This window comes from Paracoccus binzhouensis (assembly GCF_016446475.1).
GTDB lineage: Bacteria > Pseudomonadota > Alphaproteobacteria > Rhodobacterales > Rhodobacteraceae > Paracoccus > Paracoccus binzhouensis.
Window position 1 is genome coordinate 1 of the sequence record NZ_JAEHFP010000104.1, and the last position, 15,029, is coordinate 15,029.

The window sequence follows — 15,029 nt, forward strand, 5'->3', positions numbered from 1 at the left end:
CGCGGCGGGGCCGGTGGCGCCCAGCGGGCGCAGCGCCTCGTCCGCCGCGCTCAGACCCACCGACTCGGCCGGCTGCGCCGGGGCCTTGGCCGCGGGCTTGCGGCGCGTGCCGGTGCGGGTGTCGCTGCGAATGGCGGCGCGGCCACGGGCCACCGCATTGCGGGGGCCGGATTTCGCCGCCGCCTTGGCACGGGCTGGCTTGGTCGAGACAGGCTTGGTCGGCGCGGACTTGGCCGGCTCCTGCGCCGGTTTCGCCGCCGGCGTCTTCACAGCCGGGGTCGCGGATTTCGTCGCCCGTCCGCGCGGGGCGGCGGATTTCGCGGCAGGCTTCTCGGCCGCCGCCGGGGCCGAATCGCCGGCAGCGGCGGCCGTCTTCGCCGGCTGCCGGGTTTTCGCCCTGCCGCCGCGGCCCCTGCCCGGCCTGGCCGCCGCTTGTGCATCGGCGCCGGTTTCCGGCTTTTCGTCCTTGCCTGCCATAATTGACAATCCTCCCCTAACCGTAAAATCATTATGCCTAGCACAGAACGCAGGTAAAGCCGTGACCTCTTCCGGCCAGGCCGAATCCGGCGAACCCAAGGGAGATCAGGTTACGATGGCGACTTACAAGGGGCTGAGGGGCATCATCTCCTACGATGCGATGGAGACGATCCGCAACACCAACGAATGGATGGGAGCAAGCGCGCGCGCCCTCGCCTCCTATCCCGCCTTCGCGATGATCCCGCATCCGCTGTTCAAGCTGATGTCGGCCTGGGGCCGGGTGGCCGAACGCAGCTTCTCGCGCATGGTGATCAAGCCGGATTGGGAAATCCCGCCGATCGTCTCCGAGGACGGCCAGGACCATATCGTCTATGTCGAGCCGGTGATCGAGCGGCCCTTCGGCGACCTGGTGCATTTCCGCGTCGCCCGGCGCGAGCCCATGGCCCGCAAGGTTCTGCTCGTCGCACCGATGTCCGGCCATTACGCCACCCTCCTTCGCACCACCGTCACATCCTTGCTGCCCGATTGCGAAGTCTATGTGACGGATTGGCACAATGCCCGCGACATCCCGGTCAGCTGCGGCAAGTTCGACATCGAGGACTACACCCAGTATCTGGTCGATTTCATCCGCCACCTGGGCCCGGAGGTGAACGTGATCGCCGTCTGCCAGCCGGCGCCGCTGGCGCTGGCCGCCACCGCGATCCTGGCCGAGGAAGAGCCGGCGGCCCAGCCCCGCTCGCTGATCCTGATCGGCGGCCCGATCGACCCCGACGCCGCCCGCACCGAGGTCACTGATTTCGGCAACCGCATGACCATGGGCGAGCTCGACTACCTGATGATCCAGCAGGTGGGCTTCAAGTATCGCGGCGCCGGGCGCATGGTCTATCCCGGCCTCGCCCAGCTCAGCTCCTTCATCGCCATGAACGCCGAGACCCATGCCAAGGCCTTCCTCGACAAGATCTTCGCCGAGGCCCGCGGCCAGGCCTCCGAGGGCGACAAGCACAACACCTTCTACGACGAATACCTGGCGGTGATGGACATGACCGCCGAATTCTACCTCTCCACGGTCGAGCGCATCTTCAAGGAGCGCGAGATCGCGCAGAACCGCTTCACCGTGAACGGCAAGCCGGTCGATCTGGGCAAGATCACCGATGTCGCGGTCATGACGGTCGAGGGCGCCAATGACGACATCTCGGCCCCCGGCCAATGCGTCGCGGCGCTGGACCTGTGCACCGGCGTGCCGGCGAGCCGCAAGACCCAGCACCTGGAGCCCGGCGCCGGCCATTACGGCATCTTCGCCGGCAAGAGCTGGCGGCTGAACATCCGCCCGCTGGTGCTCGACTTCATCGACGAGCAGATGCAGCCCGCAGGCCAGCGCAAGCGCCGCCGCGGCGGCCCGGTCCCGGTCGATTGCGGCCTCGCCAACCTGTCCGAACACGATTCCAAGATCGCGGTCTGACCTTTCGCGGGAAACCCGGCGCGGCCCGCTCTGCCGGCCGCGTCCCTCTCATCCCCGCGCCAGCACCTCCTCGATCGCCGCGCCGATCTGCACCAGGCAGTCGGGCGTCGAAAAACGGTGATCCGCCCCCTTCACCAGGGTCAGCCGCATGTCCTCGCCGCGTGCATGGTCCAGCAGGTCCAGCGCCCAGGACATCGGCACGTCGGCATCCGCGGTGCCCTGCAGGAAGCGCACCGGGAAGGGCAGCGGCAGGGGCTGGTCCAGCACCAGATGGTCGCGCCCGTCCTCGATCAGCCGGCGGGTGATGACATAGGGCTCGCCATAGTCGCTGGGCTGCTCGACCCGGCCGCGCTCCAGCAACGCCGCGCGCTCGGCGGGCGAAAACCCCGCCCAATAGCCGCGCTCGGTGAAATCCGGCGCCGCCGCCACCGTGACCAGCCCGGCCAGCCGCTCGGGCATGGTGCGAGCCAGCAGCAGGCCGATCCAGCCGCCCATCGAGGAACCGACCAGCACCTGCCGCCCCTCGGTCAGCCCGCGGATGGCGGCCATCGCGTCGGCCAGCCATTCGCCGATGCTGCCCTCCTCGAAGGCACCCGAGGATTCGCCATGCCCCGAATAGTCGAAGCGCAGGAAGGCCCGGCCCCGCGCCCGCGCCCAATCCTCCAGCCAAAGCGCCTTGGTGCCCTGCATGTCCGAGCGGAACCCGCCCAGGAACACCACGCCGGGCCCCTGCCCCTCGATCCGGTTGTAGGCGATGCGCCGCCCCTGCGGCCCGTCCAGAAACTGCGTCATTTCTCCGTTTCCCAAATACCCTGCGGGGGAGTCGCGGAACGCGACGGGGGCGCAAGGCCCCCCACACACCTAGCCGCATTGACAACGCCGGGCAATCGCGCCACACCCGCCCGACATACCCGCAACCGGGCGTTCCGTGGGCGCCAAACCGACGAGGAGGACTCCATGTCCCAGATCTCCCTGACCTTTCCCGATGGCAATGCGCGCGACTATCCCGCCGGCGTGACCGCGGCCGAGGTCGCGGCCTCGATCGCCCCCAGCCTCGCGAAGAACGCCATCTCGGCCAGCCTCGACGGGCAGCATATCGACCTGCAATGGCCGATCGCGGCCAGCGGCAAGATCGCCATCAACACGATGAAGGACAGCGAGCCGGCGCTGGAGCTGATCCGCCACGACCTCGCCCATATCATGGCCCGCGCCGTGCAGGAGCTCTGGCCGGACGTAAAGGTCACTATCGGCCCGGTACGCGACTGCGGCTGGTTCTACGACTTCGACCGCGCCGAGCCCTTCACCCCCGAGGACCTGGGCGCCATCGAGGCGCGGATGAAGCAGATCATCGCCGCCCGCGATCCGGTGCGCACCGAGGTCTGGGACCGCGCCCGGGCGCTGGCCTATTACGAGGACCGCGGCGAGCCCTTCAAGGTTGAGCTGGTGAACCGCATCCCCGAGGGCGAGCCGATCCGCATGTATTGGCACGGCGACTGGCAGGATCTCTGCCGCGGCCCGCATCTGCAGCATACCGGCCAGGTGCCGGCCGACGCCTTCAAGCTGACGCATGTCGCCGGCGCCTATTGGTTGGGCGACGCCTCGCGGCCGATGCTGCAGCGCATCTACGGCGTGGCCTTCAAGAACCGCGACGACCTCAAGGCGCATCTGACCATGCTGGAGGAGGCCGCCAAACGCGACCACCGCAAGCTGGGCCGCGAGATGGAACTGTTCCACTTCCAGGAGGAAGCGCCGGGCATGGTGTTCTGGCACCCCAACGGCTGGTCGATCTATCGCGAGCTGGAAGCCTATATGCGCCGCCGGCTGATCCGCGCCGATTACAAGGAGATCAAGACCCCGCAGGTCGTCGACCGCATCCTGTGGGAGAAGTCGGGCCATTGGGAAGCCTATCGCGAGAACATGTTCATCGTCGAGGTGGACGAGGAAGGCGCCAAGGAAAAGCGCATCAACGCGCTCAAGCCGATGAACTGCCCCTGCCATGTCCAGGTCTACAACCAGGGCCTGAAATCCTATCGCGACCTGCCGCTGCGGCTGGCCGAATTCGGCTCCTGCCACCGCTACGAGCCCTCGGGCTCGATGCACGGGCTGATGCGGGTGCGCGGCTTCGTCCAGGACGACGCGCATATCTTCTGCACCGAGGACCAGATCGAGGCGGAATGCGCCGGCTTCATCGGACTCCTGTCCTCGGTCTACAAGGATCTTGGCTTCGAGAAATTCGACATCAAGCTTTCCACCCGCCCCGAGGTGCGCGTGGGCTCGGACGAGATCTGGGACAAGGCCGAAGCGGCGCTGAAAGGCGCCATCGAGCACCTGGGCCTGCCCTATGAGGTCAATCCCGGCGACGGCGCCTTCTACGGGCCGAAGCTCGATTTCAAGCTGACCGACGCCATCGGCCGCGAATGGCAATGCGGCACCTTCCAGTGCGACTTCAACCTGCCGCAGCGGCTCGAAGCGGAATATGTCGGCGAGGACGGGGCCAAGCACATGCCGGTCATGCTGCACCGCGCCGTGCTGGGCAGCTTCGAGCGTTTCATCGGCATCCTGATCGAGAACTATTCCGGCAAGCTGCCGCTCTGGCTGGCGCCGCGCCAGGTGGTGGTCGCCTCGATCGTTTCGGGCGCAGACGATTACGTGCATCAGGTGGTGGCCGCGCTGCGCCAAGCCGGGCTGCGGGCCGAGGCCGACACCCGCAACGAAAAGATCAACTACAAGGTCCGCGAGCATTCGGTCGGCAAGGTGCCGGTCATCATGGCCGTGGGCCTGAAGGAGGTCGAGGAGCGCAGCGTCTCGGTGCGCCGCCTCGACCGGCAGGGCAGCGAAAGCCTGGGGCTGGATCAGGCCATCCGGGCCCTCGCCGCCGAGGCCACGCCGCCCGATCTGCGCTGACCACGCGGATCAGCAGGATCTTGCCCATGCCATCGCGCGAGTTGACCCTGGGTTAACTTGCCCGGTGCATTATTGCTTGCGTTTTTTCGCGAATCGTTCATCCTCTCGTCCGCGTGAGCACGACTTTCTACCGCCTCCCTTCACGGGGCAGCCGGACTTACGGGAAAGGGCTGCACGGCCCGGGCGCAATCTCGCCCCGGGATGACTTGAAGGAGAGACGGTATAATGGCTACCGGCACCGTGAAATGGTTCAACGCCACCAAAGGCTATGGCTTCATCGCGCCCGATGACGGCGGCAAGGACGTGTTCGTCCACATCTCGGCGGTCGAGCGCGCCGGCCTGACCGGGCTGAACGACAACCAGAAGATCGCCTACGAACTGCAGTCCGGCCGCGACGGCCGCAGTTCGGCCTCGGATCTGAAGCTGCTCTGATTCGACAGCACCCGGAATTTCGGAACCGGCCGGCCCCGCAAGGCGCCGGCCGTTTTCATCGGCGCCCCGCAGCTTCTTCGTTCTCCAAATACTCTGGGGGAGTCGCGGCACGCGACGGGGGCAAAGCCCCCTTCCCAGCTGCGCCGCAAGCCTCTATCCCGAAGCCTGAACCAGGCAGGGATGACGGGATGAATCTGGCCGAACATGTGCTGCAAGCGGGGCTGGCGGTGCCGGACAAGCTGGCCATGTCGGTCCTGGGCCTTGGCCGCGCCGACCGCTGGTCCCATGCCCGGCTGCGCCAGGCGGTGCTGGGCACCGCAACCGGCCTGCTGCAATCCGGCCTCAAGCCCGGCGACCGGCTGCTGATGCGGCTGGGCAACAATCCCGGCTTCCCGGTGACCTATCTGGGCGCCATCGCCGCCGGCATCGTGCCGGTCCCGACCTCGCCCATGCTGACCGCACCCGAGATCGGCAGGATCGCCGCCACCATCCGCCCGGCGATGATCGTCGCCAACCAGGGCATCGCCCTGCCCGACTTCCCGGCCCCGGTGCTGGACGCCGCCCGGCTCGCCGATTTCGCCGCCCTGCCGCCGGCCGGCTTCGCGCAACGCGATCCCGACGACCTGGCCTATATCGTCTTCACCTCGGGCACCTCCGGCCAGCCGCGCGCCGTCTGCCACGCGCATCGCGCCATCCTTGCCCGCCGGATGATGTTCGACAGCTGGTATGGGCTGACGGCGCAGGACCGGCTGCTGCATGCAGGCGCCTTCAATTGGACCTTCACGCTCGGCACTGGGCTCATGGATCCCTGGACCATCGGCGCCACGGCGCTGATCCCGGCCGAAGGCGTCGCGCCCGAACAGATCCCGCTGATCGCCGCCCGCCACGGCGCCACCATCCTGGCCGCCGCGCCCGGCATCTTCCGCCGCATGCTGCGCGCCGACTGGAAGCCCTGGGCCGGGCTGCGCCACGGCCTGACCGCCGGCGAAAGGCTCGATCCCGGCCTGCGCCGCGCCTGGCAGGCGCGCACCGGCACCGACCTGCACGAGGCCATGGGCATGTCGGAATGCTCGACCTTCCTGTCCGGCAGCCCGGCCCGGCCGGCGCCCGAAGGCGCGGCCGGCTTTCCCCAGCCCGGCCGCCGCATCGCCATCCTGGACGACAGCGGCGCACCCGGCCAGGGCCCCGGCATCCTGGCCGTCCACCGCTCGGATCCGGGCCTGTTCCTCGGCTATCTCGACCAGCCCGAGGAGACCGCCGCCCGCTTCCGGGGCGAATGGTTCCTGACCGGCGACCTGGCCGAAACCACGCCCGAGGGCGCGATCCGCACCCTGGGGCGCGCCGACGACATGATGAATGCCGGCGGCTTCCGCGTCGCGCCGGGCGAGGTCGAGGACGCGCTTTCGGCCCTGCCCGATGCCGGCGACGTCGCCGCCGCCGAGTTGCCGGTGGGACCCGGCGCCAGCATCATCGCCGCCTTCTGGACCGGCCCCGCCACGGCCGAGGCGATGCGGCAGCAGGCCGAGGCGCGGCTGGCGCGTTACAAGCAGCCGCGCGAATACATCCGCCTGCCCGCCCTGCCCCGCACGCCCACGGGCAAGATCAACCGCCGCGCCCTGCGCGAGGCCCATCGCAAGGACCGACCATGACCGAACCGCTTCCCGGCCAGATCCGCCTCGACATCTTCGCCGACCCGGTCTGCCCCTGGTGCCTGATCGGCAAGGCCGAGCTGGACCGGGCGCTGGAAAGCCGCCCCGGCCATCCTTTTGCCATCACCTGGCAGCCCTTTCGCCTGGATCCGCAGATGCCGCAGGCCGGCATGGATCATGTCGCCTACATGAAGATGAAATTCGGCAATGAGAAGGGCATCCTGGAGGCGATGAAGCCGGTGATGGAGGCCAGCGAGCGGCTGGGCCTGTGGATCAACCCCTCGCTGATCGAGCGGGTGCCGAACACGCTCGACGCCCATCGCCTGCTCTACTGGGCCGGGCTGGAGGGCGTGCAGAGCCCGGTCATGTCCGGGCTGATGCGGGCGCATTGGCGCGATGGCCGGAACATCTCGAACCCCGACGTTCTGGTCGAGATCGGCGAAAAGGCCGGGATGGACGGTCGGATGATCCGCCGCCTGCTCGCCACGGCCGAGGACCGCGACCAGATCGCCAGCCGCGAACTGCACGCCCGCCAGCGCGGCATCAACTCGGTCCCGACCTTCATCGTCGCCGACACCCATGTCGTCACCGGCGCACAGCCGGCCAGCCTGTGGCAGAACGTCATCGACGAGCTGGCCGGCGGGCAGGCGCAATAGCCTGCCCCCACAGGTTGCGCGGGGCGCGCGCAGGCCCGCAAGATCTGGAAATCGGCGCCGGTTTCGCCTATATTCATACCTCTCATGTTTTTCCGACTCCAACCGGGCGGGCGCGGCTGTATAAGACCCGCTCGCCCCGATTCCGACCCTAGCCAAGGACGCCCGCCATGAGCCGATTCTCCGCCCCTATCGCCGAGCAGATCTGGGACATGAAGTATCGGCTCAAGGACGCCGAGGGCCAGCCGATCGACCTGTCGGTCGAGGACAGCTGGCGCCGCGTCGCCCGCGACCTCGCCCGCGTCGAGCAGGAGCCGGCGCTGTGGGAGGACCGCTTCTATGCCGCGCTGGAGGATTTCAGGTTCCTGCCCGCCGGCCGCATCCTGGCCGGCGCCGGCACCGGGCGCGAGGTGACGCTGTTCAACTGCTTCGTCATGGGCACCATCCCCGACAGCATGGCCGGCATCTTCGACATGCTCAAGGAAGCCGCGCTGACCATGCAGCAGGGCGGCGGCATCGGCTATGACTTCAGCACCATCCGCCCGCGCGGCGCCAAGGTGAAGGGCGTGGCCGCCGACGCCTCGGGGCCGCTGTCCTTCATGGATGTCTGGGACGCCATGTGCCGGACCATCATGTCGGCGGGCTCGCGCCGCGGCGCGATGATGGCCACCATGCGCTGCGACCACCCCGACATCGAGGCCTTCATCGAGGCCAAGCAGGACAGCGCCCGGCTGCGCATGTTCAACCTGTCAGTGCTGGTCACGGATGCCTTCATGCAGGCGGTCAAGGCGGATGCCTCCTGGGACCTGCAGTTCGACGGCAAGATCTATCATACCGTGCGGGCGCGCGACCTGTGGAACCGCATCATGCGCGCGACCTACGACTATGCCGAGCCGGGCGTGATCTTCATCGACCGCATCAACCAGCAGAACAACCTGAACTATGCCGAGACCATCGCCGCGACCAATCCTTGCGGCGAGCAGCCCCTGCCACCCTATGGCGCCTGCCTCTTGGGTTCGGTCAACCTGGCCCGACTGGTCGAGGCGCCCTTCACCGCGGATGCGCACCTGAACCCCGAGGCGCTTGACGAACTGGTGCGCACCGCGGTGCGGATGATGGACAACGTGGTCGATGCCTCGAGATTCCCGCTGCCGCAGCAGGCGGCCGAGGCGCAGGCCAAGCGTCGCATCGGCCTGGGCGTCACCGGGCTGGCCGATGCGCTGCTGATGCTGGGCCTGCGCTATGGCGCCGCGGATGCGGTCGAGCAGACGCGGGTGTGGATGAAGGCGATCGCGCGCTCAGCCTATCTCGCCTCGGTCGATCTGGCCCGCGAAAAGGGCGCCTTCCCGCTGTTCGACGCGCAGAAATACCTCGCTTCGGGCTTCATGCAGCGCATGGACCCGGACGTGCGCGAGGCGGTGGCGCAGCACGGCATCCGCAACGCGTTGCTGACCAGCATCGCGCCGACCGGGACGATCAGCCTCTATGCCGGCAATGTCAGTTCGGGGATCGAGCCGGTCTTCGCCTATGCCTATACCCGCAAGGTGCTGCAGAAGGACGGCTCGCGCACCGAGGAGGAAGTCGTGGACTATGCCGTGCAGTTGTGGCGCGACCTGCATGGCGACGCACCCCTGCCCGATTATTTCGTCAACGCCCAGACCCTGGCGCCGCTGGACCATGTCGCCATGCAGGCGGCGGCGCAGGAATGGGTGGACAGCTCGATCTCCAAGACCATCAACTGCCCCGAGGACATTTCCTTCGAGGATTTCAAGGACGTCTACCTGGCCGCCTGGGACAAGGGCTGCAAGGGCTGCACCACCTATCGCCCGAACGACGTCACCGGCTCGGTCCTGTCGGTCAGCGAGAAGGCCGAGGAGGCGCCGCAGGCCGACAAGGGCGCCGACGTGGTCTATCTGACCGAGCCGCTGGACCGGCCGGCGGCGCTGGAGGGCGCGACCTACAAGCTGAAATTCCCCGGCAGCGAGCACGCGATCTACATCACCATCAACGACATCGTGCAGGGTGGCCATCGCCGGCCCTTCGAGGTGTTCATCAACTCGAAGAACATGGAGCATTTCGCCTGGACCGTGGCGCTGACCCGGATGATCAGCGCGGTGTTCCGGCGCGGCGGCGACGTGTCTTTCGTGGTCGAGGAGTTGAAGGCGGTCTTCGACCCGCGCGGCGGCGCCTGGATCGAGGGGCGTTACGTGCCCTCGATCCTCGCCGCCATCGGCGGGGTGATCGAGCGGCACATGATCGCCACCGGCTTCCTGGCCGGCGAGGGCATGGGGCTGAAATCCGACCCGCAGGCCGAGGTCATGGCGGTGGGCGAACGGCCGCGCGGCCCGGCCTGCCCGGCCTGCGGCCAATACGGCATGCGCATGATCGAGGGCTGCATGACCTGCCCGTCCTGCGGCCATTCCAAATGCGGCTGAGGCGCGGGCCACGCCCCTGTGCAGCCAAGCATAAAATGAGCCTTACCCGGACTGTTTGAGCCTTTTTGCAAGCATAAAGTGAGCCCAGGATTTTTCTTGGCTCACTTTGCCTTTATTTATCAATATACTGCTGAACTCGTCCCTTCAGGCCCTGCGGTCGCTTCACGCTTGTCCGGCTTGAGCGCGGTCCCATTGACGAACTTTGGCTGGCTGCGCATCGTCAGGGCATCCGCTCCATGATCGGCTGCCGATCACGGTCCGTTTCCGACCCGCTGCCAACCTTGGAACATCACCACTCGTCACTCTCCACACCGAAAAAGCGTCAGCTTTTCCGAACAGCCCAGGCTTGTCCCTGAAAAGGAGCCAACCCCAACCCTCTTCCGCGACCGGGCCTCTCCCGGCCGATAGCCCCCGCATGCCTAGAGTAATCTCATGTCCAGCATCCCGTTTATCGCGATCCGCTTCATCAATCCGAACGAGGGCCAAGTCGCTCTCGTTCTTGCCGCAGAGGTGCGCATCCAATGAACATCTTGATTGCGGCAGACCTGCATCTCGACCTCTGGGCCCGCGCCGGGCGCGATCCGTTCGCCGGCATCCTGCCGATGCTGCGTGACCTCGACGCGCTGATCATCGCGGGCGACCTCGCCGATGATCCAAAGCGGAACTGGCCCTGGGCGCTGTCCCGGATCGCGCGGCTGGTCTCGCCCGCCCGGATCTGGGTGATCCCAGGCAACCATGACTATTACGGCGCCACGCTCGACGACGACATTCTGGCTCGGATTACAACGGAAGCCGGGGCGCACCTTGCCCAGCAGCGGGTCCTGACCTTCGGCACCTGCCGCCTGCTGTGCTGCACGCTCTGGACCGATTTCGCGCTAACGGGTGATCCGGAGGCGGCCATGGCGCGCGCCGGGATGGGGATGCTGGACTACGTCCGGATCCGCCGGGCGGAGGGCGGGCTCATTCGCCCCGAGGATACCGTCGCGATTCACCGCGATCACCTCGACTGGCTGACGCGGGAGATCGCCAAGCCCTGGCGCGGACAGACCATCGTCGTCACCCATCACGCCCCAAGCACTGCGGTCTCCGGTCCGATTTCCGGCCTCAGCCCGGCCTTCGCCTCGGATCTTGACGGCTGGATCGAGGCGCACCGGCCTGATTACTGGTTCTTCGGGCATACCCACCGGCCGCTCTCGGCCCGCATCCGCGGCGCGCCGATCGTCAATGTCTCGCTCGGCTATCCCGACGAGGTGCCCGAGGGCGGTGAGGCCGAACTTCTGCTGCGCGGCCTGATCTTTCCCGGCGCCTGACCGCCATTCCCCCAACCCATATTCCCCGGCCGGGTCTTCCCGGCCGCTGGCCCCCTCATGCCCGGAGTATTCCCATGTCTACCATCCCTTTCATAGAAGCCCGCTTCTTCAACCCGGCCGAGGGCCGCATTGAACTCGAAACCCGCTTGATGCGGCATCTGCGCAAGCTGCGCTGCAAGAGGATTCCCCCGGACCTTCTGGCCCCGCCCGACGCGGTCGACGCTCCAGACAAGGTCTCGGACGCGGATCTGATGGGCATCGTCAGGTTCAGCGATGACGACGAGGCCCGCATCAAGCGTCGGGTCAAGCGGCTCATGGAATGTCGCAAGGCGGCTTCCGGCCTCGAACATCTGAAGCGCGATGACCGTGAGCGGCTTGAAGTTCTGAAGGACGGCGCCCGACTGATCTCGCTCCGAAACGAGCATCAGGCCGACGAACTGGCCGCAGCCTTGCACGAGGACATGCCCTGGATGGCCCCGGCCACTGAGGTGGTCTGGCATGCGATGCGGCGCTCGGTTCGGGAGGGCTGGCCAGGTCTCAGGGTGCCGCCCCTCCTGCTCGACGGCCCGCCCGGCATTGGCAAAAGCCATTGGGCTCGGCGGCTCGGAGCGCTGCTGTCCACGTCCACCGCCGTGATCGAGGCCACCGGCGAGAACGCATCGTTTGGCATTGTTGGTTCGCAACGCGGTTGGGGCGGTTCTCATCCCGGCCGCCTGATCGAAACCGTCCTGCAAAGCCGCATCGCCAATCCGGTGATGGTGGTCGACGAGGTTGAAAAGGCCGGTCGAGCCACATCCACGAGCGGACAGGCCTTCGGGTTGGCCGAGGCGCTTCTGCCGCTGCTGGAACCGCTGACCGCGAAGCGCTGGAGCTGCCCCTATTACCAGGTCAAGTTCGACATGAGCTGGGTGATCTGGGTGCTGACCTCGAACGATTGCCGGCTGCTGCCCGAGCCCTTGCTCAGCCGCTCCCCGCCGATCCGGCTGCGTCACCTCACCCTTGCGGAACTGCTGGCCTTCGTGCGCCGCGAAGGTGCAAAGCGCGACCTGTCCGAGACCTCCATCGAGGCGATCTGCGAGATCCTGTCCCATCCCTCCCTGCAACAGCATCGGCCCAGTCTTCGGGTTGCCGCCCGCATGCTGCAACGCGCCGCCGATCTGGAACAGGGGCCGACGCTCCACTGAGCCGGCCCGTCCACTTTTCCATACTTCCCTGAATCCAACGCGCCTGCGGCATCGCCGCAGCAGCCCTCTTCATGCCATCGAAACGGAGAAACCATCATGAAGCTCTCGCCCAGCGACCGCGCCTGGTTCGACAAGGTTCTGCGCGCCATCGCCGCTGCCGAGGCCGGCCCGTCGGACGCAGACCTCGCGCATGCGCCGGTCCTGTCGGATTGGAAAGCGGCGATTTCGCCCGGCGGGCATGTGATCCTCTGGGGCGAGGTTGCCGATCACCCCCTTCTGGGCACGAGCAGCATCACCACCTCGCAGCTGATCGCCATCAATCCGGAGGCCGGCTGGGCCCGGACAGCGTCGCGCTGGTATCGGCTCGGCCGGTCCATAGATGTGATTGCAGCGGAGCTGGCGGAATCCATGAATGGGAAGGAGGCCCTTGCCGGCTCCATCAACTTCACCCTTCCCGGATTCATGAACGTGGACGACCCCGCGCTTCTGGCGCAGCTGCTGGCCCAATACATCATGCGGGTGCGCGAGATCGACGCGGCGGACCGGGCCGCCTCCGGAAGGGAGGAGTGACATGCACTGGTTCACCGCCGATCCGCACTATTCGCACGGCAATATCATCCGCTTCTGCGACCGCCCCTTCCCGGATGTGGCCACGATGAATGCCCACCTGCTGGCCGAGTGCCGGGCCCGGGTCCAGCCCGATGATGACCTGTGGATTCTGGGAGATGTCACCGCGGGAAGGTCCACCGATGCGCAACGGCGCGAGGTGCGCGGCATCTTCCATGCCTTGCCAGGCCGCAGGCACCTGATCCGGGGCAATCACGATGAAGACTGGGTCTGCAATCTGCCTTGGGACAGCGTGGCCGAGACCGCCGATATCGTCGTCGACAAGCGAAGGTTGTTCCTGTGCCACTATCCCATGATCACCTGGCCCGGCGCGCGACATCAGGGCCTACAGCTGTTCGGCCATGTCCATCAGAACTGGCAGGGGTCCCGCAACAGCGTCAACGTCGGCGTGGACGTGTGGGATTTCCGACCGATCACGCTGCCCGAAATCGAGCGCCGCGCAGCCAGCCTCCCGGTCAATGCCCATTGGGATCAGGTCGAACCGGGCCGCGCCTGGCCGACCGTTCTCTGTGCGGGCTGCGGCCGGATTCTCGACCCGGCCCTGGTCTCGGGGCACGCCGGGGTGCGCAACGGGCGGATCGTGGTGGCCGCGACAAACGAGACGATCGTTCTCATGGGAAAGGCGATGCACAAATGGCTGCCGGAGGGCCGACATGTCTGCCCGGAGTGCATCGGCGGCTACCTCTCCGTCAGGGAGGTCACGCTACCGGCCGGATTCAGCTTCGATGAGGCGCGGAACCGGGCCGTTCCCAAGGGGAATAAAATGCCACCGGAAAACTCCACCGACAAACCCAGCGTCGAGGAGCGCCTCCTGGCCAGCATCGATCTGATCGACGCGTCACAGGCCTGCGCGCTTTTGCGCATCGAAACGGATGATCCGGACGTCGCCATGCAGGCCATGGCCCGCGATGATACCGTCATCATCCTGGTCCAGAATGGCAAGACCATGGTGCCCCTGTTCCAGTTCGACATGGTGAACGGCCGTGTCTTGGATGTCGTCCGGGACATCCTGAAGCTCAGACCGGCCCGTCTCAGCAACCTGAGGCTGTGTTACTGGATGACGCGCGCCCACGTCGATTTCGGCTGCGCGCCGGCGCATTGGCTTGGCATTGATGACGAGGCGATCATCGCCGCGTTCCGGCGATATATCGAGCTCGAGGGTCATGGGTGATATTGTCTCAATACCCCGTCGTCTGCCGGAGCGCCATCCCGAACAGCACCTTCATGGTCAGGCAGGCCTGGATCGCGCCATCGCTTTGGTCGGGGCGCCGCCCACGCTTGCCGGTCGGCGCAGCTTCCCAGCTCAAAGCGAGATCAAACCACATCGTAAGCGAACCACGGCGCCTGCGCGCTTCGTTATAGGCAGGCCAGTTCCTGGTCTCGTAGGTCGGGGGGTATGTTGCGCGGGCGTCGGTTCGAGAACAGATCTCCCGTTGCGCGGCTTGAATGCTCCGGAAGGCTGTGTTCAAACTCAGTTCGAGCGCGGGTGGATGATCGGATGGTTGAGGTGAGTATCGAAGCTGCTGTGTCGGGATCGGCCGATGAAATTGCTCGGATCAGGACCCGTATTCAGGACTATTTCGCTGAAAGCTTCGCGAATGGGGTTGGTCGGTATTATCTCGCACGACTGGGTTCCCAGCTTGGCGGCGACCGAGCAACTCTCGAAAAGCTTACCGGCAAGAAGCTGGCGGCGTTCGTCCAAGAAGACTTGGGCTACGAGTTTGATCGCGAAGGGGCCCATGACAACGTGATCGTCGTAAAGCTCGGAGACCCCCCGGCGGGGCCTCGGAGAGCGGGTGCGGCGGTGCCACGCTAGGTTGTGTTGACAAAAAGGATTCCCCTGCGCGTCTGGCTGTGATTCAAGATCATCTCTACGTGGGAGGTGACCTTGGCACGCAA

12 protein-coding genes and 2 pseudogenes are annotated in these 15,029 nt (G+C 66.7%); 11 read left to right on the forward strand and 3 right to left on the reverse strand.

What is annotated here, in order from left to right; translation table 11 throughout:
* Nucleotides 1–477: pseudogene (locus tag I9P22_RS18850) on the reverse strand (class I poly(R)-hydroxyalkanoic acid synthase); the annotation flags it as partial.
* A 115-nt stretch (nt 478–592) separates the two neighbouring features.
* Here I9P22_RS18850 and phaZ point away from each other — a divergent pair.
* The gene (gene phaZ / locus I9P22_RS18855) at nt 593–1,936 is read left to right on the forward strand and encodes a polyhydroxyalkanoate depolymerase (protein WP_199261127.1); all 1,344 of its coding nucleotides are present in this window, start codon (nt 593–595) and stop codon (nt 1,934–1,936) included.
* Nucleotides 1,937–1,984: 48 nt separating this feature from the next.
* Here the strand turns inward: phaZ and I9P22_RS18860 are convergent, their stop codons facing one another.
* On the reverse strand, nt 1,985–2,728 hold the full coding sequence (locus tag I9P22_RS18860) for an alpha/beta fold hydrolase (protein ID WP_199261129.1): 744 nt from the start codon (nt 2,726–2,728) through the stop codon (nt 1,985–1,987).
* A gap of 165 nt (nt 2,729–2,893) precedes the next feature.
* On the opposite strand from I9P22_RS18860, the gene thrS reads away from it, so the two are divergent.
* The 9 genes from thrS to I9P22_RS18905 all read left to right on the forward strand — a co-directional run bounded on the left by thrS (nt 2,894) and on the right by I9P22_RS18905 (nt 14,301).
* Nucleotides 2,894–4,840 (forward strand): threonine--tRNA ligase, encoded by a 1,947-nt coding sequence (gene thrS, locus I9P22_RS18865; RefSeq protein ID WP_199261131.1) that lies wholly within the window; start codon nt 2,894–2,896, stop codon nt 4,838–4,840.
* Nucleotides 4,841–5,065: 225 nt separating this feature from the next.
* A complete protein-coding gene (locus tag I9P22_RS18870; protein WP_011747293.1) occupies nt 5,066–5,272 on the forward strand; it encodes a cold-shock protein in 207 nt (68 codons plus the stop codon).
* Nucleotides 5,273–5,460: 188 nt separating this feature from the next.
* Entirely contained in the window at nt 5,461–6,921 is a 1,461-nt protein-coding gene (locus tag I9P22_RS18875) for a class I adenylate-forming enzyme family protein (protein WP_199261133.1), read from the forward strand.
* Nucleotides 6,918–7,577: a DsbA family oxidoreductase gene (locus tag I9P22_RS18880; protein ID WP_199261135.1), complete on the forward strand. Its 660-nt coding sequence runs from the start codon at nt 6,918–6,920 to the stop codon at nt 7,575–7,577. Before I9P22_RS18875 ends, I9P22_RS18880 begins: the two co-directional genes overlap by 4 nt.
* Before the next feature lie 167 nt (nt 7,578–7,744).
* Entirely contained in the window at nt 7,745–10,009 is a 2,265-nt protein-coding gene (locus I9P22_RS18885; protein WP_199261138.1) for an adenosylcobalamin-dependent ribonucleoside-diphosphate reductase, read from the forward strand.
* Between the two features lie 521 nt (nt 10,010–10,530).
* Nucleotides 10,531–11,319 carry a metallophosphoesterase gene (locus tag I9P22_RS18890; RefSeq protein ID WP_199261139.1) on the forward strand — a complete coding sequence of 263 codons (789 nt, stop codon included), beginning with the start codon at nt 10,531–10,533 and terminating at the stop codon, nt 11,317–11,319.
* 74 nt (nt 11,320–11,393) lie between these two features.
* A complete protein-coding gene (locus I9P22_RS18895) occupies nt 11,394–12,503 on the forward strand; it encodes an AAA family ATPase (protein ID WP_199261140.1) in 1,110 nt (369 codons plus the stop codon).
* A gap of 96 nt (nt 12,504–12,599) precedes the next feature.
* Nucleotides 12,600–13,073 carry a DUF6634 family protein gene (locus I9P22_RS18900; RefSeq protein WP_199261141.1) on the forward strand — a complete coding sequence of 158 codons (474 nt, stop codon included), beginning with the start codon at nt 12,600–12,602 and terminating at the stop codon, nt 13,071–13,073.
* A 1-nt stretch (nt 13,074) separates the two neighbouring features.
* Complete coding sequence (locus I9P22_RS18905; RefSeq protein WP_233253476.1) at nt 13,075–14,301, forward strand: hypothetical protein; 1,227 nt, start codon at nt 13,075–13,077, stop codon at nt 14,299–14,301.
* A gap of 10 nt (nt 14,302–14,311) precedes the next feature.
* Here I9P22_RS18905 and I9P22_RS18915 read toward each other — a convergent pair.
* A pseudogene (locus I9P22_RS18915) lies at nt 14,312–14,557 on the reverse strand (transposase); the annotation flags it as partial.
* A gap of 71 nt (nt 14,558–14,628) precedes the next feature.
* Here I9P22_RS18915 and I9P22_RS18920 point away from each other — a divergent pair.
* Nucleotides 14,629–14,946 carry a hypothetical protein gene (locus I9P22_RS18920; RefSeq protein ID WP_199261142.1) on the forward strand — a complete coding sequence of 106 codons (318 nt, stop codon included), beginning with the start codon at nt 14,629–14,631 and terminating at the stop codon, nt 14,944–14,946.
* The last annotated feature ends 83 nt before the right edge of the window (nt 14,947–15,029 follow it).